The 16,015-nt window shown below is 63.7% G+C and carries 16 protein-coding genes and 1 pseudogene; 6 read left to right on the forward strand and 11 right to left on the reverse strand.

Annotated elements, in window-relative coordinates; genetic code table 11:
• Positions 1-362: 362 nt before the first annotated feature.
• Positions 363-1,064: a hypothetical protein gene (locus AC1P6P_RS03740; protein WP_481401095.1), complete on the forward strand. Its 702-nt coding sequence runs from the start codon at positions 363-365 to the stop codon at positions 1,062-1,064.
• A 306-nt stretch (positions 1,065-1,370) separates the two neighbouring features.
• On the opposite strand, the gene AC1P6P_RS03745 is transcribed toward AC1P6P_RS03740, so the two are convergent.
• Positions 1,371-1,634, reverse strand: a complete 264-nt coding sequence (locus tag AC1P6P_RS03745) for a recombinase family protein (protein WP_481401096.1) — start codon at positions 1,632-1,634, stop codon at positions 1,371-1,373.
• Between the two features lie 164 nt (positions 1,635-1,798).
• The gene (locus AC1P6P_RS03750) at positions 1,799-2,125 is read right to left on the reverse strand and encodes a hypothetical protein (RefSeq protein ID WP_481401097.1); all 327 of its coding nucleotides are present in this window, start codon (positions 2,123-2,125) and stop codon (positions 1,799-1,801) included.
• A 323-nt stretch (positions 2,126-2,448) separates the two neighbouring features.
• Between AC1P6P_RS03750 and aat the strand changes: the two are divergent.
• Positions 2,449-3,024 (forward strand): annotated as a pseudogene (aat, locus tag AC1P6P_RS03755) (leucyl/phenylalanyl-tRNA--protein transferase); the annotation flags it as partial.
• A gap of 11 nt (positions 3,025-3,035) precedes the next feature.
• Here the strand turns inward: aat and AC1P6P_RS03760 are convergent.
• The 3 genes from AC1P6P_RS03760 to AC1P6P_RS03770 are packed head-to-tail and all read right to left on the reverse strand — an operon-like array spanning position 3,036 to position 4,496.
• Positions 3,036-3,635 (reverse strand): DUF2155 domain-containing protein, encoded by a 600-nt coding sequence (locus tag AC1P6P_RS03760; RefSeq protein WP_481401098.1) that lies wholly within the window; start codon positions 3,633-3,635, stop codon positions 3,036-3,038.
• Complete coding sequence (gene mlaD, locus AC1P6P_RS03765; protein WP_481401099.1) at positions 3,632-4,111, reverse strand: outer membrane lipid asymmetry maintenance protein MlaD; 480 nt, start codon at positions 4,109-4,111, stop codon at positions 3,632-3,634. Before mlaD ends, AC1P6P_RS03760 begins: the two co-directional genes overlap by 4 nt.
• On the reverse strand, positions 4,104-4,496 hold the full coding sequence (locus AC1P6P_RS03770) for an NADH:ubiquinone oxidoreductase subunit NDUFA12 (RefSeq protein ID WP_481401100.1): 393 nt from the start codon (positions 4,494-4,496) through the stop codon (positions 4,104-4,106). Before AC1P6P_RS03770 ends, mlaD begins: the two co-directional genes overlap by 8 nt.
• Before the next feature lie 469 nt (positions 4,497-4,965).
• On the opposite strand from AC1P6P_RS03770, the gene AC1P6P_RS03775 reads away from it, so the two are divergent.
• Together AC1P6P_RS03775 and AC1P6P_RS03780 are read left to right on the forward strand one after the other, a co-directional pair.
• Positions 4,966-8,721 (forward strand): vitamin B12-dependent ribonucleotide reductase, encoded by a 3,756-nt coding sequence (locus AC1P6P_RS03775; RefSeq protein WP_481401101.1) that lies wholly within the window; start codon positions 4,966-4,968, stop codon positions 8,719-8,721.
• A gap of 11 nt (positions 8,722-8,732) precedes the next feature.
• Positions 8,733-8,885: a hypothetical protein gene (locus AC1P6P_RS03780; protein ID WP_481401102.1), complete on the forward strand. Its 153-nt coding sequence runs from the start codon at positions 8,733-8,735 to the stop codon at positions 8,883-8,885.
• A gap of 301 nt (positions 8,886-9,186) precedes the next feature.
• On the opposite strand, the gene AC1P6P_RS03785 is transcribed toward AC1P6P_RS03780, so the two are convergent.
• The gene (locus AC1P6P_RS03785) at positions 9,187-9,864 is read right to left on the reverse strand and encodes a PEP-CTERM sorting domain-containing protein (protein WP_481401103.1); all 678 of its coding nucleotides are present in this window, start codon (positions 9,862-9,864) and stop codon (positions 9,187-9,189) included.
• Between the two features lie 209 nt (positions 9,865-10,073).
• Complete coding sequence (locus tag AC1P6P_RS03790) at positions 10,074-10,748, reverse strand: PEP-CTERM sorting domain-containing protein (protein WP_481401104.1); 675 nt, start codon at positions 10,746-10,748, stop codon at positions 10,074-10,076.
• A gap of 179 nt (positions 10,749-10,927) precedes the next feature.
• On the opposite strand from AC1P6P_RS03790, the gene AC1P6P_RS03795 reads away from it, so the two are divergent.
• A complete protein-coding gene (locus AC1P6P_RS03795; RefSeq protein ID WP_481401105.1) occupies positions 10,928-11,344 on the forward strand; it encodes a pentapeptide repeat-containing protein in 417 nt (138 codons plus the stop codon).
• Between the two features lie 148 nt (positions 11,345-11,492).
• Positions 11,493-12,059 carry a hypothetical protein gene (locus AC1P6P_RS03800; RefSeq protein ID WP_481401106.1) on the forward strand — a complete coding sequence of 189 codons (567 nt, stop codon included), beginning with the start codon at positions 11,493-11,495 and terminating at the stop codon, positions 12,057-12,059.
• A 1-nt stretch (position 12,060) separates the two neighbouring features.
• Here the strand turns inward: AC1P6P_RS03800 and gcvPB are convergent, their stop codons facing one another.
• From gcvPB to AC1P6P_RS03820, 4 genes are all read right to left on the reverse strand, one after another.
• Complete coding sequence (gcvPB, locus tag AC1P6P_RS03805) at positions 12,061-13,626, reverse strand: aminomethyl-transferring glycine dehydrogenase subunit GcvPB (RefSeq protein WP_481401107.1); 1,566 nt, start codon at positions 13,624-13,626, stop codon at positions 12,061-12,063.
• Positions 13,626-14,957, reverse strand: a complete 1,332-nt coding sequence (gene gcvPA, locus AC1P6P_RS03810) for an aminomethyl-transferring glycine dehydrogenase subunit GcvPA (protein WP_481401108.1) — start codon at positions 14,955-14,957, stop codon at positions 13,626-13,628. Before gcvPA ends, gcvPB begins: the two co-directional genes overlap by 1 nt.
• A gap of 138 nt (positions 14,958-15,095) precedes the next feature.
• Positions 15,096-15,467: a glycine cleavage system protein GcvH gene (gcvH, locus tag AC1P6P_RS03815; protein WP_481401109.1), complete on the reverse strand. Its 372-nt coding sequence runs from the start codon at positions 15,465-15,467 to the stop codon at positions 15,096-15,098.
• On the reverse strand, positions 15,464-16,015 hold a 552-nt coding region (locus tag AC1P6P_RS03820; protein ID WP_481401110.1), incomplete at its 5' end, for a glycine cleavage T C-terminal barrel domain-containing protein. The genes gcvH and AC1P6P_RS03820, both read right to left, overlap by 4 nt.

Genomic DNA, 16,015 nt, shown 5'->3' on the forward strand with positions numbered 1-16,015 from the left:
ATCCTGGGTCCGTTATGTCTCGCGTTGCTCGGCGGGTCGTGAGAGGCGCGACCTTTCTTCACCGCTCCAGTGTCTTCTCGCTCCATCCAGAATTGCACGCACAGGATGTGGGAACATTGGGCGAACATCAAGTTAAAAATCGAGCCCCGACCACGATTTAATGTTCGGCAATGGTAAACGGCAGATGCGCCGCACTCGCGGTATTGGTGTTCCTTCGCCACCTGGAATTTCTGGGTTAATGGCGCAGCGCCCAGCTCCGCGTCCTTCCGGTGTAATGTTCGACACTATGGGCACAAATTAAGTATAGTGTCCCTCTAACTTCCACGGTGACGGCAATCGGAGCACCGGGCAATCAGACGTTTGTGTCGACGTTCGATCCTCCGACGCTACTGGATCGGACTATCGGTTATCGATCTGACGAGCTCCTTCAAACTACTGATGATGGAATTGTTGATCTCGCACATGGCAACTACGCGAGGGGTGTAGCCGAACTCGTTGGGGCGAATTCACCGATAGCCGACGCGCAAGCGACTGTGTTGGGTGTGCTCGACCTTTTGAACAGTGCTAGACCGGGGAGCGAATTTGGTTACCCTAGCGTAAAGGACAGGTATGACAGCGGGTTTGTGCTCAATCTTGGCTCGCTCGCGGCTACGGTATTCGGAATGGGCACGGCGGGGCCTGTTCCAGGTGCAATAAATGTCGCTAAATCCAGTCAGATCGCTGGCGGATATGCTGCCGACGATTGGATGATGACGCGCCTTTCGGCAGGCGACAAAATCTACGGCGGGCTGCCTGGACAGTCCGCGTTCTATACTGATGCGAGTACACTGTCGGCCGCACAGGGGAGTCGGTCGGCGTTGTTTGACAGTCTTCAGGTTAAACCTGATATCGATTTGGGCTATCGTCCAACGGTTGGTGAATACGAAGTCATTGAAGACATAAAAGTCCCATGGGGCACTGCTTATGCAAACCCAAGCGCAGGAGCGGGGGGCGGAAGTCAATACTTCGTCGCTGACTTTGCCAAGTATCTTAGACACGTGCGAACAATTCCGTTAGGGCCATAAGGATGACATACTCACCAAAAATCGACGAAGCTGTTGGTTTGGCCTTGGCTGCTGGCAATGCCGTAGTCGAAATCACCACAGGGTGGACTAAAGTTCGCCAAGTTGTGCATATGCGTGATCCAATAACGGAGCCCCTGCGGATTGAGATTCGTAAAATTTCCGGATTGCGGGAATCGACGACCACAGCGACGCCGCATAATCGGGCGGAAGATCGCTTCATTGATGATGCTGCGGGGGTCGTAATAACGTTCCCTTCCACTACCTGATGTCTAGCTTCAGCGTGAAGGACGTACCGTCGTTCCCACCTCACACCGCCAGCCTCTTCCTGATCCTCCGCACCGTCGTCTCGTACCATCGCGCGCCGCGCCGGGTCTGGATGCCGTCCTGATTGAGCGCGTCGGCGATTGCCGCGTCGGAGAGGCCTGCGGCGGCGAGCGGCTCGATGAAGGCCCGCGTCAGGCGGGCGAACTCGTCAGCGGACTTGCGAGCCCCTTCGGCGGCACAGCGGTTGCCGTGAGCGGCGCGGTAGCGGGGTAATAAGGGGACATTATAATTAAATGCTCTCTCCATCTGCCTCGCCAGCCCTGCAATCGCGTCTCAGCTTCGGAAAAGCGGGTATAGTGTCCCCGGAATAAAGGGCCCTCCGTTAATTGGGGTCAGAGTCGATTTTCTCGCCCCCTGTCGCAGGCTCGCATCGAAGCTGGAAAATCCACTCTGACCCCAATTAACCCAATTTAGCGCTTGCGGCGGCGGCGGCGCAGGAGCAGCAGCACCACCACCATGCCCAGCACGATCGCGGCGAAGCGGCCGAAGCCGGCGAAGAAGCGATCCCATGATGCGGCGTCGGTCAGCGCCGCCACGCTGGGAAACGCCGCCCCCATATCCACTACGCCCTTCACCACGCCGCAGATGAGGGCCACCACCAGCGCCAGCGCGAACACGATCACGATGAGGATGAAGCCGCGCCGGTGGGCATGATGATTGGGCGGCTCGCAATCGGTATCGCAGGGACCGCAATGCAGCGAAGCGCGATGGCCCGCCCGGAACGAGAACGTGTTCATACCAAGTCTCCATCGCGTGATGTCGAACGACGCGCTTGCGGACGGAAAACCGTGGACAACGTACGCGGAGTATAGCATCGCGCCACCGGCCGAATGCACGGGGAAATTGAGGAATTGTTGGGGCAGCCAGGACGCGTCTGGTTCGCAACGCCGCAAATCTAAAGCCCCCTTCGGCCTCTGATGCGCTCGGCGCATCGAAAGGCCACTTCCCCCGCGGTCTCGGTGCGAGCGGTAAAGCCTGATCGCCCGCGGGGGCAGAAAGGAGTGGCGCCGGCGCAGAATGGAGTGGTGAAATTTTCGGGCGGAGGCCCTAAGCTCCACCGATGCACGCCCCCAAGATCACGCCCGAGATCGTGCTTCGCGCCTATGCCGAGGGCTTGTTCCCGATGGCCGAGCGGCGCGACGATCCCGACCTGTTCTGGGTTTCCCCGGACAAGCGCGGCATCTTTCCGCTCGAAACCTTTCATGTTGCCAAGCGGCTGGCGCGCACGGTGCGGTCGGATAAATTTACCATCACCGTCGATACCGAGTTCCGCGCGGTGATGCTGGCCTGCGCCGCCCCTGCCGACGGTCGCGAGGAGACCTGGATCAACGACGAGATCCTGCGCCTGTACACGGCGCTCCACGCCTCCGGCCACGCCCATTCGGTCGAGACGCGGCTGGGCGGCGAGCTGGTCGGCGGACTTTATGGTGTTTCGCTCGGCGGCGCGTTTTTCGGCGAGAGCATGTTTTCGCGCGCCACCGATGCCTCCAAGGTCGCCCTCGTCCATCTGGTGGCGCGGCTGAAGGCGGGCGGTTTCCGGCTGCTCGACGCGCAGTTCCTCACCGCGCACCTGGCGACCCTCGGCGCGGTGGAAATTCCGCGCACGCGCTATCTCGCCAAGCTCAACCAGGCGATCGCGGTCAAAGGCTACTGGCCGGCATCCTCCGGCAACGTCGGCATCGCTTCGTTGGCACCGGCGTTGGGCGAAACCGCCTTGACCGGGGCCTGCGCCACCGCCGTCGGCACCTGGCCGGGGGCGTTGGTGATGCAGCTGATCACCCAGACGTCGTAAAGCGGGTCCTGCAGCGAGTTCAGGCCCGGCGACGAGGCATACATCCAGCCCGAGAACACGCGCCCATGAGTCTTGTCGGCGCGGTCTTCGTCGATCTGCAGGAAGGCGCTGGTTTCCGGGGTTTCGCTTGGCGGCGTCGAATAGCAGGTGCGCGCGGTGATCGTCAGATTGGCGAACTTCACCGGCTTGTTCAGCGGCGCCGCCAATACGATGGCCTTGCCGGTGATCTTGTCGAGCGCCTTGATCTGCAGCACCGCATCCTTGGGCGGGGTCACCGGCGCCGGCGGCGGCGTCACGTCGGGCGGCAGCGGGATGGCATCCGGCGGCGCCCCGGGAGCAGCCGGCGAGATCGCAGGCGCCGCTGGCGGCGCTGTCGCCGGAGTCTCGGTCTGCGCCAACGCCGCGGTCAGGGCGATGGCGGCCGCACCGACGGCGATGGTGGCGATCCGCTTCATGGCTTTTCCGGCGCCGGCGTTGCCGTGGGAGCGCTCCCCGAACCGCTGTTCACGAACTTGTTCAACAGGCCCATCATGTCGATGGCACCCTGGGTGTTGGTGATCGCGTCGCCGGCGGCCAGCATCTTGTCGGAGCCACCCGGCCGGATCGCGATATAGGAGCTGCCGAGCAGCCCGGCCGAGGTCACGATCACCGACGAATCATCGGGAATTTTGACGTCGGGCTGCAGCTTCATGTGCATCACGACGCGATAGGTCTTGGGATCGAGGGTCAGCGCCGCCACCGTACCGATCTTGACACCGGCCAGCTTGACGTCGGTCCCGACCGCGATGCCGTCGACCTGAGGCATGCTGGCGGTCAGCTCGTAGCCGCCGACACTCGCCGCGCCGGTGGTGCGGTAGGTGAAGACGACGAACAGGACCGCCACAACGATGACGATCGCCCCGATCAGGGTTTCGACGGTATCATTACGCATTGGGACTCCAAGACTCGTAATCGCCGGTAGAGGCTTGACGCTCACCTCCCCGCACCAAGCTGCCTTGCGGATGATACGCCCCTTCGGTGCCGCTCAGATTGGGCAAAAAGTCCTTCTGCCATGACTTCTTCGTCATTTCTGCCGCAGGCGGGCTCTCGACGGTGTGGTGCATCCACAGATGCCATTCGGCCGGCACCCGCGAGCCTTCCACGGTGCCGTTGTAAAGCACCCAGCGGCGCCCCCCGTCCTTGGTCTGGTAATAGCGGTTGCCGAACGAATCTGTGCCCACGGCAATGCCCTTGCGGGCGGTATAGAGCAGCGTTCCGTAAGTGGCGTAGTTCCACCAGGAGAACAGCATCTTGATGTATTTCCAGACCGAGCTCATGCGGGGCCTTTCAGCCACAGATTCGGTCGGAATATATGGGCTCTTGCGGCTGCGGTCCAAGAGTCCCGGGCAAATCCGCTGCAAACTTTCACGACGGTAGAGTAACGGCCGCGCGACAATCCACAGGGTGTCCAAAGGGCGGGCGCTGCCCTGTGCGTCATCGGCGAGAAAAAAATTTCTGCGACATTCCGCGTCCCCGCTTGACTCGCGGGTTTTTTACGACCGCTTAACCCACAATATCTTGTGGTCGCAGCTCCGTTTACCACTTCTTCCTTGCCTGCAGCGGTGGAGATGTCCAATACTTCGCCCCTGTCGCGGCTCGCGACACCAAATCTGGCGGATTGAACCACTAATCGCCGCCGGGGCCAGCAGCATAACAGCTGATGCCCCGCGGAGGGTGAACTGTCCCCTGAATGGTGCCCGGGCGCGGTAGTTGGAAAACGGCTTTTTTGCTTGGGGCTTGAGGATCATGCGTATTCGGCGTCACTACACGGAAGAGGGCAAGTCCCCCTACGACGGCATTTCGTTCCGCCGCGGCACGTCCGAGATCCGCAATCCCGACGGCTCGATCGTCTTCCGCCAGACCGACATCGAGGTCCCTGAGGCCTGGAGCCAGGTGGCGTGCGATGTCCTCGCCCAGAAGTACTTCCGCAAGGCCGGCGTCCCGCTGGCGGTGAAGGCCGTGCCGGAAGAAGGCATGCCCGAATGGCTGTGGAAGAAGACCGCCGATTCCGCCGAGACCCGGGGCGAGAATTCGTGCAAGGAAGTCTTCGACCGCATGGCCGGCACCTGGACCTATTGGGGCTGGAAAGGCGGCTATTTCGACGGCGAAGCCGACGCCCATGCCTTCCACGACGAACTCTGCGCCATGCTGGCCCGTCAGGTCGCGGCGCCGAACTCGCCGCAGTGGTTCAACACCGGCCTGCACTGGGCCTATGGCATCGACGGCCCCAGCCAGGGCCATTATTTCGTCAACCCCAATACCGGCCGGGTGGAACGTTCGCGCACGGCCTATGAGCATCCGCAACCGCACGCCTGCTTCATCCAGTCGGTCCAGGACGACCTCGTCAACGACGGCGGCATCATGGACCTGTGGACCCGCGAGGCCCGCCTGTTCAAATACGGCTCGGGCACCGGCACCAACTTCTCGGCCCTGCGCGGCGAGAACGAGCGGCTGTCGGGCGGCGGCAAGTCCAGCGGCCTGATGAGCTTCCTCAAGATCGGCGACCGCGCCGCCGGCGCGATAAAGTCCGGTGGCACCACCCGCCGCGCCGCCAAAATGGTCATCGTCGATGTCGATCACCCCGATATCGAGGATTTCATCGAATGGAAGGTGGTCGAAGAGCAGAAGGTCGCCGCCATGGTGGCCGGCTCCAAGCTGGCCGAAAAGCACCTCAAGGCCGTGATGAAGGCCTGCGTGATGTGCCAGGGCTCGGGCGACGACTGCTTCGATCCCAAGAAGAATCCGGCGCTGCGCCGCGAGGTCAAGGCCGCGCGCAAGGATATGATCCCGGACAATCTCATCGAGCGCGTCATCTCCTTCGCCAAGCAGGGCTTCAAGGAGATCGAGTTCAAGACCTATGACACCGACTGGGATTCGGAAGCCTATCTCTCGGTCTCGGGCCAGAACTCCAACAACTCGGTGCGCGTCACCGACGAGTTCCTGCACGCGGTGCAGAACGACGAAGACTGGTACCTCACCGCCCGCCGCGACGGCACCGTGGTCAAGACGGTCAAGGCGCGCGAGCTGTGGGACAAGATCAGCTACGCGGCGTGGGCCTGCGCCGATCCCGGCATCCAGTTCCACACCACCATCAACGACTGGCACACCTGCCCGGCCGGCGGCGAAATCCGCGCCTCCAATCCGTGCTCGGAATACATGTTCCTCGACGACACGGCCTGCAATCTGGCGTCGCTGAACCTGATGACTTTCCGCAAGGAGATCGACGGCAAGCCGGCCTCAAGCAGCGAAGCGGGAGGCCATAAAAAACAGTTCGACGTCCAGGCGTTCCAGCATGCGGTCAAGCTGTGGACCGTCGTGCTCGAAATCTCGGTGATGATGGCGCAGTTCCCGTCCAAGGAAATCGCCCAGCGCTCCTACGACTACCGCACCCTCGGCCTCGGCTTCGCCAACATCGGCGGCTATCTGATGAGCGCCGGCATTCCCTATGACAGCCGCGAAGGCCGCGCCATTGCCGGCGCCATTTCGGCGCTGATGACCGGCGTTTCCTATGCCACCAGCGCCGACATGGCGAGCGAGCTCGGTCCGTTCCCGGAATACCGCGTCAATTCCGACGCCATGCTGCGCGTCATCCGCAACCATCGCCGCGCCGCTTATGGCGAAACCACCGGCTATGAGGGTCTGTCGATCCACCCGGTGCCGCTCGACCTCGGCGCCGTGCAGCAGCACGATCTCGCCCGCGCCGCCAAGCAGGCGTGGGACGATGCCCTCGTCGTCGGCGAAGAGTTCGGCTATCGCAACGCCCAGGCGACCGTCCTGGCCCCGACCGGCACCATCGGCCTCGTCATGGATTGCGACACCACCGGCGTCGAGCCCGACTTCGCGCTGGTGAAGTTCAAGAAACTCGCCGGCGGCGGCTATTTCAAGATCATCAACCGCTGCGTTCCCGAAGCGCTCGAAACGCTGGGCTACGGCGAGAAGGATATCGACGATATCGTCGCTTACGCGGTCGGCCACGGCACCCTGGAAGGCTTCTCCGGCGCGCTCAACATCGACGCGCTGAAGGCCAAGGGGTTCAGCGAGGCGGAACTGGCCAAGATCGATGCGGCGCTCGAATCCGCGTTCGACATCCGCTTCGTGTTCAACAAGTGGACGCTGGGCGAGACCTTCTGCACCGAGACGCTGAAGATCGCCGCCGCCGACCTGCTGTCGCCCGACTTCGACATGATGAAGCATCTCGGCTTCGCCAAGGCCGACGTCGAAGCCGCCAATCTGTTCGTTTGCGGCGCCATGACCCTGGAAGGCGCCCCGCACCTGAAAGTCGAGCACCTCGCGGTGTTCGATTGCGCCAATCCGTGCGGGCGCATCGGCAAGCGGTCGCTGTCGGTGGAAGCCCACATCAAAATGATGGCGGCGGTGCAGCCGTTCATCTCGGGCGCGATTTCCAAGACCATCAACATGCAGAACACCGCCTCGGTGCGCGAGTGCGGCGACGCCTACATCACCTCGTGGAAGCTCGGGCTCAAGGCCAACGCGCTCTATCGCGACGGCTCCAAGCTCAGCCAGCCGCTGGCCTCGGCAGTGTTCGATTTCGACGACGACGAGGAAGACGTCGAAGAACTCGCCGCCGCCCCGGTCGCCCAGCGCACCACCGTGGTCGCCGAGCGCATCGTCGAAAAAGTGGTGGAACGCATCGTCCGCGACCGCGAACGCGAGACCCTGCCAGCCCGCCGCAAGGGCTATACCCAGAAAGCCGTCGTCGGCGGCCACAAGGTGTACCTGCGCACCGGCGAATACGAAGACGGCCGCCCCGGCGAAATCTTCATCGACATGCACAAGGAAGGCGCCGCCTTCCGCAGCCTGAGGAATAATTTCGCCATCGCGAGTTCGATCGCGCTGCAGTACGGCGTGCCGCTGGACGAGTTCGTCGACGCCTTCACCTTCACGCGCTTCGAGCCGGCCGGCATCGTCATCGGCAACGACTCGATAAAGAACGCGACCAGCGTGCTGGATTACATCTTCCGCGAACTGGCGGTCAGCTATCTCGGCCGCAACGACCTCGCCCACGTCCCGCCGCATCACGACGAGGACCTCGGCGGCGGCGTTTCGGAAGGCCAGAAGACCCAGACCGTCAGCCGCACCACTTCGATCGGCTACGTCCGCGGCAACGTCCATCGCATCGGCGTGGTCCGCGGCGGAGCTGCTACGGCGGCCAAAATGGTGGCGATCGAAGAGCACGATCACGACCATGATCACGAGCATTTCGTCGAGGAAGACACCGTCGACCTCCGCGAGATCGCGACCTCGATCGAAGCCTCGATCGCCGAAGCGGCGAACGAGACCGGCAATCCGGTCGGCTACACGGTGGCGGAACTGGAATCGCGGCTCAACAAGCCCAAGCACGACGTCGCCGCCCGCCGCGCCGAAGCCAAGATCAAAGGCTATGAAGGCGATGCCTGCGGCAGCTGCGGGAATTTCACCCTGGTGCGTAACGGCACCTGCATGAAGTGCAACACCTGTGGCTCGACCAGCGGCTGCAGCTGAGAAAGGAAGCCATGGCGAAACCGGACACTCGGGGGACCAAGCCGCAACACGAGGACGACCAGCACTGCATCCTCTGCGAGGCGATCATCGAAACAAGCGACAACGAGGTCTTCATCGCCACCGGCACCTGCCGGTATTGCAACGAAGTGGTGGACGAGGAGTGATCCTTGTTCCAAAAAAGAAAGGGCCGGAGCGATCCTCCGGCCTTTTTTGTTTGATCTTTCCTCCCCCGCGGGGCCGAGCCCAGCGAGCCAGCACGTCGGTTGGATAGCGGGGGAGGTGCTGAGCGACAGCGATGCGGAGGGGGGACCGATCCAGCGCTGAAGCATCCCCCCCTCCGGCGCTGCGCGCCACCTCCCCCGCTATTTCATCAGCATACGGCGTTTCGGATTGAGATCCGCGGGGGAGGAAAGAATCAAGAAGCCGCGGAGGGCGTCCGCGGCTTCTTGCGTAAAGGCGTTTCGCCTACTTCTTCCGCCGCCTGAGCGCGCCCGCGCTCGCAAGACCCGCTCCGAGCAGGAGCAGCGTCGCCGGTTCGGGAATGTTGCGGCCGGGGACGAACTGGGTGACGGTATTGGTCACCGACGAGATCGTGCCGGCGTCGATCAACTGCTCGGTCACCGTCAGATCGGTGATGCCCGCGCCGAAGCTCGCCGAGGTGACGCTGCCCGGCTGCACCACAGCGCCGACCTTGGTTTCCGAAATCGTCGCATCGCCCGCGGGATTGAGACCCTTGGTCAGCGTCGACGGACCGCCGACGGTCTGGGTGAAGTCGGTATCGATCGAGGTGATCACCGTGCCCGGCAATGCCGAGGAATTCACCGCCACCTCATACGACCAGTTGTAGGTCGTGCCCGCGAGGTAGGAACCGTCGAAGGCGACCTGATGATGATCGATCGAGCCGATCGAATTCAGGTTGAAGATGAGGACGGTATTGCTCGGCAGATTGCCGAGATTGAACGTGCCCCACACCTTGTCCTGCGTCGCGATGCAGGTTCCCGTGCTGATGCTCGAAGCGGCCACGACGCCCGAGCCGTCGGCGCCAAGGTTGATGGTGGAGGTGCAGGCCGGCGCCGCCGACGCCGCCGTCATTGCTGCAGCGGTTGCCGCCAGGCCCGCCATCATGTTGAGGAATACGCGCATGTCGAAGTCTCCGGCCGGTTGCACTCGGCCTACAAACCAGCAAACGGCGTGCCACGCGCAAAAGGCCCGTTTTCAGCGATGTTGCGGCAGCGGACCGGCGGCGTTGTCAATTACGCGATCACGCACCTAGCAATTGGTTTGCCCTGCGTACAGAGAAAACAAAAGCCCGGCACCTTGCGATGCCGGGCCTCAAGTTTGGGCACGAAAATTCAGGCGCGGCGGCGGCGGCGCAGGCGCAGGCCGATCAACCCGGCGCCGAGCAGCGCCAGCGTCGCCGGCTCCGGCACCGGCGGATTCTGCGGCGGTGTGAACACCGACACCGTATTGGTGACGTTGGCGATGGTGCCGTGATCCTGCAGGCGTTCGCTGATCATGAATGAGGTCAGCCCGTCGCCGAAGCCTTCCGAAGTGATGCTGCTCGATTGCAGCGTGGCGCCATTCTTGACCATATGGATCAGGGCATCGCCCGCCGGATCGGTGACCTTGTCGAGGATCGATGCACCGCCAGCCGTCTGATCGAAATCGGCATCGAGCGCGGTGAGCACGGTACCAAACGGCGCACCGCCGGCGACGGCCAGATCGTAGCTCCAGGAATAGGTCGTGCCATTGTGCCAGGTCGAGCCGAAGCTGAGCTGGACATGGTCCAGGCCGCCGATCGTGTTGGTGTTGAAAAACAAAACGGTGGTCGCAGGCAGCGCGGCGATGTTGAAATCGCCGTAGATCACGTTGTCGACGCGGAAACATGCCCCCGCCGTGAGCGACGACTTCGCCACCATGCCGCTGCCGCCGAGGTCGGTTGTCGTCGAGCAGGTCGGCGACGCCACCGCCGCTCCGGTCAGCCCCGCTGCCAGCACGCCTGCCCACAAAATCCTGTTCCAGCCCATTCCACGCTCCCGAAGATGACTCCTCAGGGGTGGTTAGCAAGCCGGATGCCAATCTCTAACGCCTTGGATCCAATGGAACTTTTGTTGCACCGCGGCGGCGGGTGTAAACCGGTGTGACAATTTCCGGACCGGCATGGCCCCTGCAATGACGGACAGGTGTGTGTCATGCCGGAACAAAGATGAAAGCCCTCGCGATCACCGTTTTGCTTGCTGCCTCCGCCGCGGCCGCGCCGGTCGCCAAGCCGGGGCTGGTGTGCCCGCATTGCAGTTTCGCCGGCGCCGACCTGACCAATCAATGCGTCAAGGGCGGCGATCTTCGCGGCGCCGATTTCGCCCGCGCCACGCTGGTGCTCGCCTGCATGAGCAAAGCCGATTTCCGCGGCGCCGATTTCCGCGACGCCGATCTGTCGGGCGCCAACCTGTCCGACTCCCGCTTAGCCGAAGCCGACCTGACGGGCGCGAAGTTCTCCGCGACCCAGGCGCGCGGCACCGATTTCGCGATGGCCAAGGGCCTGACCCAGGCACAGCTCGACGGCGTTTGCGGCGACCAGCGCACGCGCCTTCCCGCCGGGCTCAGCATCAAGCCTTGCGACTGAAATTTACGACGCCGGCATGAGTCACCGGTATTTGCCTCCGCCTAGGAACGGCCCCGGTGACTGGACACCACCGGGGCCGATTTTTTTGCCCCATTGCCTTGCGCATGGCCGTAGCGCAAGCTTCGCACGCATCGCCGGGGGGAATGCCATGATCCGCAAAATGCTGGCCGTTCTAACGCTCGTGTGCGCGGCCGCCTACGCCGATCCGGCGATGCGGATTGGGCCGCAGGCGACACCGCCACTCAAGGCGATGAAGGCCGCCATCGACGCCAAGGACTGGCGCACCGCCACCACGATCGGCGAGGAAGCGCGGTCGGCCGATTATTCCGACTTGGAATGGTATCTGCTGCAACGCTTCCTGCTGGTCGCCTATTTCAATACCGGCAACCGCGTCGGGGCCAGCCTCGCCGCCTACAATTGCGTGATGTCGCCCGCCATTCCCGCGCCGGACCTGAAGGCGCTGCTGAACGTCGCCCTGACGCTGGCGAGCGAGCAGAACGACAACGCCCACATCGTCGACATCGCCCACACCCGCGCCGACGACATCGCCGCCGACGAACGCGCCAGCGCCATCGTCGCCACCGTGCTCTACAACAACAACGAAAAGGTCGAGGCGCGCCGCTACGCCAAACGCTCCGCCGACCTCGCCCATACCGCCGGCCACGCCCCGCAAACAGGCGTGCAGCAGATCATCGACTACACCGAAGGGTTCTGACCTACTCCGCCGCCTGCTTGAGGTCCGGGGCTTTCCATTTCAGCACCGGCTTGCGCGAGGCGGCGGTTTCGTCGAGGCGGCGGCGGGGGGCAAGACGCGGGGCGCCGGCAAAGCGTTCCGTTTTGCCCGCCTTGACCTCTTCGGCCATGCCGCGCAGCACGGCGACAAAGCGGTCGAGGCTCTCCTTCGATTCCGATTCCGTCGGCTCGATCAGCATGGCGCCATGCACCACCAGCGGGAAATACATCGTCATCGGATGATAGCCCTCGTCGATCATCGCCTTGGCGAAATCGAGCGTGGTGACAGAGGTATCGTGCAGCCAGGTGTCGTCGAACAGGGCTTCGTGCATGCACGGGCCTTCGAACGGCGCACTCATCACGTCTTTCAGCGAAGCGAGCACGTAATTTGCCGACAGCACCGCATCTTCCGACGCCTGGCGGATGCCCGCCGCGCCATGGCTCAGCATGTAGGCGAGCGCGCGTACGAACATGCCCATCTGGCCGTGGAAGGCACTCATGCGGCCGAACGGCTTGGCCCCTTCCGGCAACGCGCGATCATCTTCAATGAGGCGGATGCCACCCTGTTCCAGCACCATCAGCGGCAGCGGCGCGAATGGGCGCAGACGCTCCGACAGCACCACCGGCCCCGCGCCCGGACCGCCACCGCCATGCGGCGTCGAAAAGGTCTTGTGCAGGTTGATGTGCATGGCATCGACGCCGAGATCGCCCGGCTTCACGCGGCCGGCGATGGCATTGAAATTGGCGCCGTCGCAATAGAAATAGGCGCCGACCTCGTGGATCAGCCGCGCAATCTCGACCATGTCGCGCTCGAACAGGCCGCAGGTGTTGGGATTGGTCAGCATGAAGGCGGCGACGTCGGGACCGAGCTTCGACTTCAGATGCTCGATGTCGACGCGGCCATCGGGCGTGGCCTTGACTTCATCGACGGTGAAGCCGGCGAAGGCGGCGGTGGCCGGATTGGTGCCGTGCGCCGATTCCGGGATCAAAACGCGCGTGCGCTTCTCGCCTTTCGCTTCCACCGCAGCGCGGATCGCAAGGATGCCGCAGAGTTCGCCGTGGGCCCCGGCCTTGGGCGTCAGGGCGACGGCCGGCATGCCGGTCAACGTCGTCAGCCAGCGGGCGAGTTCGCTCATCAACGCGAGCGCGCCTTGCGACGCCGACATCGGCGCCAACGGATGCAGATCGGCGAAGCCCGGCAGCCGCGCCATCTTCTCGTTGAGGCGCGGATTGTGCTTCATGGTGCAGGAGCCGAGCGGATACAGCCCGGCGTCGATGGCGTAGTTGTTGCGCGACAGGCGCACGTAATGGCGCACCACTTCGGGCTCACTGAGGCCGGGAAGACCGATCGCGCCTTTGCGCTTGAGGCCGCCGAGGCGGGCGTCGTCGATGGTCACGTCGGGCAGATCGACGCCGCATTTGCCGCTGCGGCCGATTTCGAAGATCAACGGTTCTTCGTGATCAAGACCGCGATCGCCGGAAAGGGTCGGCAACACGTTGGTGTCGGAGGCGCCGGGCTGCGACGGTCGGCCTTGCGAATTGAGAGCCATCAGAGAATATCCTCCAAAGCGGCGGCGAACGCGGCGATGTCTTCGTCGGTGTTGGTTTCGGTGGCGGCGACGACCAGAAGATTGTCGTCATAGCCGAGGCGCGAGGCCGGCACCCCGGCGAGAATGCCCTTTTCGGCGAGCTGTTCCACCACGCCCGCGGCGTTGCGCTTCAGGGCGAGCGTGAACTCGTTGAAGAAGGCCGGCGTGATCAGCTTGACGCCCGGCACCTTCGCCAGCCGGTCGGCCAGCGCCACCGCCTTGGCGTGGTTGATGGCGGCGAGCTTGGCAAATCCTTCTTCGCCGAGCAGCGACAGGTGAATGGAAAACGCCAGCGCGCACAGGCCGGAATTGGTGCAGATGTTGCTGGTCGCCTTGTCGCGGCGGATGTGCTGCTCGCGGGTGGAAAGCGTCAGCACGAAACCGCGGCGGCCGTCGGCATCGACGGTTTGCCCGGCGAGGCGCCCCGGCATCTGGCGAATGAACTTTTCGCGCACCGCAAACAGGCCGACATAGGGGCCGCCGTAATTGAGACCGTTGCCGAGCGACTGGCCCTCCGCCACCACGATGTCGGCACCCTGCTCGCCCGGCGAGGCGATGAGGCCGAGCGACACGACTTCGGTAACGACCGCAATCAACAGCGCGCCCTTGGCATGGGCGGCATCGGCGATCGGCTTCAAATCGCGCAACAGGCCGAACACGTCGGGGCTCTGCACCACGACGCAGGCGGTGTCGCTGTCGATCAGGCCGGTGAGGTCTTCCGCCTTGCCCGGGATCGCGGGCGTGCGCAGAATCTGGCCGTGCAAATTCGCGACGGTTTCGACGGTTTCGGCATAATGGGGATGCAGCGCGCCCGACAGGATCGCCTTGCCGCGCTTGGTGACGCGCATCGCCATCAGCACCGCTTCGGCGGTGGCGGTGGAGCCGTCGTAGAGCGAGGCGTTGGCCACCTCCATCCCGGTCAGCGCCGCGACCTGGGTCTGGAATTCGAACAGCGCCTGCAGCGTGCCTTGCGAGATTTCCGGCTGGTACGGCGTATACGACGTGAGGAATTCCGAGCGCTGGATCAGGTGATCCACGCTCGCCGGCACATGATGCTTATAGGCGCCGGCGCCGCAGAAGAACGGCCCGTCACCCGCTGCGACATTGCGGCCGGCGAAACGCGAGAGAATGCGTTCCACCTCGATCTCGCCCTTGGGCGCCGGAAGATCGAACGCGGCGAGCGGCGCCTGCTTGTCGGCGGGCACGTCGGCGAACAGGGCATCGACATCCGCGGCGCCGATGGTCTTCAGCATCGCGGCACGATCGTCTGCGGTTAAAGGCAGGTAACGCATCTTCTCACCAATTGTCATGGCCCGCCGAACGCGGGCCACCCAGATTGTATTGACGGATCGGACGTCGGTTTTCGTAGTGCATCAATTTCCTGGTCTTCCCAGGCTCAACGGGATGGCCCGCAGTTGCGGGCCATGACACTAGCCCTTGACGAACGCTTCGTACTTTTCGGCGGTCATCAGGGTTTCGAGTTCGGCCTTGTCGGCGATCTTGAACTTGAAGAACCAGCCTTCGCCTTCCGGGTCGGCATTGACCTTGGCCGGCTCGCCTTCGAGCGCTTCGTTGACCGCGGTGACGGTGCCGCCGACGGGGGCGTAGACTTCGCTCGCCGCCTTGACGCTTTCCACCACGGCCGCCTCGTCGCCCTTCTTCAACACTTTGCCCTCGGCCGGCGTGTCGACGAACACGACGTCGCCGAGCTGTTCGGTGGCGTGGCTGGTGATGCCGACCGTGCCCTCGTCGCCGTCGACGCGGATCCACTCGTGCTGATCCGTGTAGCGGGTTTCACTCATTTGGCTGCTCCTCGTTTGTAGCGGTGGGGGACGAACGGCATCGGGGCGATGCGCGCCGGAAGGGGTTTGCCGCGGACGATCAGATCAATCTCGGTGCCGTCGGCGGCGAAGGCGGTTTCGACATAGCCCATGGCGATGGGCGCATTGAGCGACGGCCCGAAGCCGCCGCTGGTGATGTGACCGATGATGCGGCCGGTCTTGTCGGCAATTTCGGTACCGTCGCGGGCCGGGGCGCGACCATCGGGGCGGATGCCGACGCGCTTCTTCGCCGTGCCGTTCAAGACGCGGCCCATGATCTTTTCGGCCGCGAGGAAGCCCAGCTCGGTCTTGCGGCGCTTGCCGATGGCCCAAATGAGATCGGCTTCGGCCGGATCGGTGGTCTCGTCGATGTCGTGGCCATAAAGGCAAAGACCGGCTTCGAGGCGCAGGCTGTCGCGCGCGCCAAGGCCGATCGGCAGCACGTCGGGGTCGGCGAGCAGCGCACGGGCGACCGTCTCGGCGTCCTTGGCGGCAATCGAAATCTCGAATCCGTCTTCGCCAGTATAGCC

This window comes from Rhizomicrobium sp. (assembly GCF_056722145.1).

Bases quoted from the DNA above. Each gene is read 5' to 3' on its own strand.
- AC1P6P_RS03750 (WP_481401097.1), bottom strand. From the start codon at position 2,125: ATGAACACGTTCTCGTTCCGGGCGGGCCATCGCGCTTCGCTGCATTGC.
- gcvPB (WP_481401107.1), bottom strand. From the start codon at position 13,626: ATGGCTCTCAATTCGCAAGGCCGACCGTCGCAGCCCGGCGCCTCCGAC.
- AC1P6P_RS03780 (WP_481401102.1), top strand. From the start codon at position 8,733: ATGGCGAAACCGGACACTCGGGGGACCAAGCCGCAACACGAGGACGAC.
- AC1P6P_RS03775 (WP_481401101.1), top strand. From the start codon at position 4,966: ATGCGTATTCGGCGTCACTACACGGAAGAGGGCAAGTCCCCCTACGAC.
- AC1P6P_RS03745 (WP_481401096.1), bottom strand. From the start codon at position 1,634: ATGGAGAGAGCATTTAATTATAATGTCCCCTTATTACCCCGCTACCGC.
- AC1P6P_RS03800 (WP_481401106.1), top strand. From the start codon at position 11,493: ATGATCCGCAAAATGCTGGCCGTTCTAACGCTCGTGTGCGCGGCCGCC.
- gcvH (WP_481401109.1), bottom strand. From the start codon at position 15,467: ATGAGTGAAACCCGCTACACGGATCAGCACGAGTGGATCCGCGTCGAC.
- AC1P6P_RS03760 (WP_481401098.1), bottom strand. From the start codon at position 3,635: ATGAAGCGGATCGCCACCATCGCCGTCGGTGCGGCCGCCATCGCCCTG.
- gcvPA (WP_481401108.1), bottom strand. From the start codon at position 14,957: ATGCGTTACCTGCCTTTAACCGCAGACGATCGTGCCGCGATGCTGAAG.
- AC1P6P_RS03790 (WP_481401104.1), bottom strand. From the start codon at position 10,748: ATGGGCTGGAACAGGATTTTGTGGGCAGGCGTGCTGGCAGCGGGGCTG.
- AC1P6P_RS03770 (WP_481401100.1), bottom strand. From the start codon at position 4,496: ATGAGCTCGGTCTGGAAATACATCAAGATGCTGTTCTCCTGGTGGAAC.
- mlaD (WP_481401099.1), bottom strand. From the start codon at position 4,111: ATGCGTAATGATACCGTCGAAACCCTGATCGGGGCGATCGTCATCGTT.
- AC1P6P_RS03795 (WP_481401105.1), top strand. From the start codon at position 10,928: ATGAAAGCCCTCGCGATCACCGTTTTGCTTGCTGCCTCCGCCGCGGCC.
- AC1P6P_RS03785 (WP_481401103.1), bottom strand. From the start codon at position 9,864: ATGCGCGTATTCCTCAACATGATGGCGGGCCTGGCGGCAACCGCTGCA.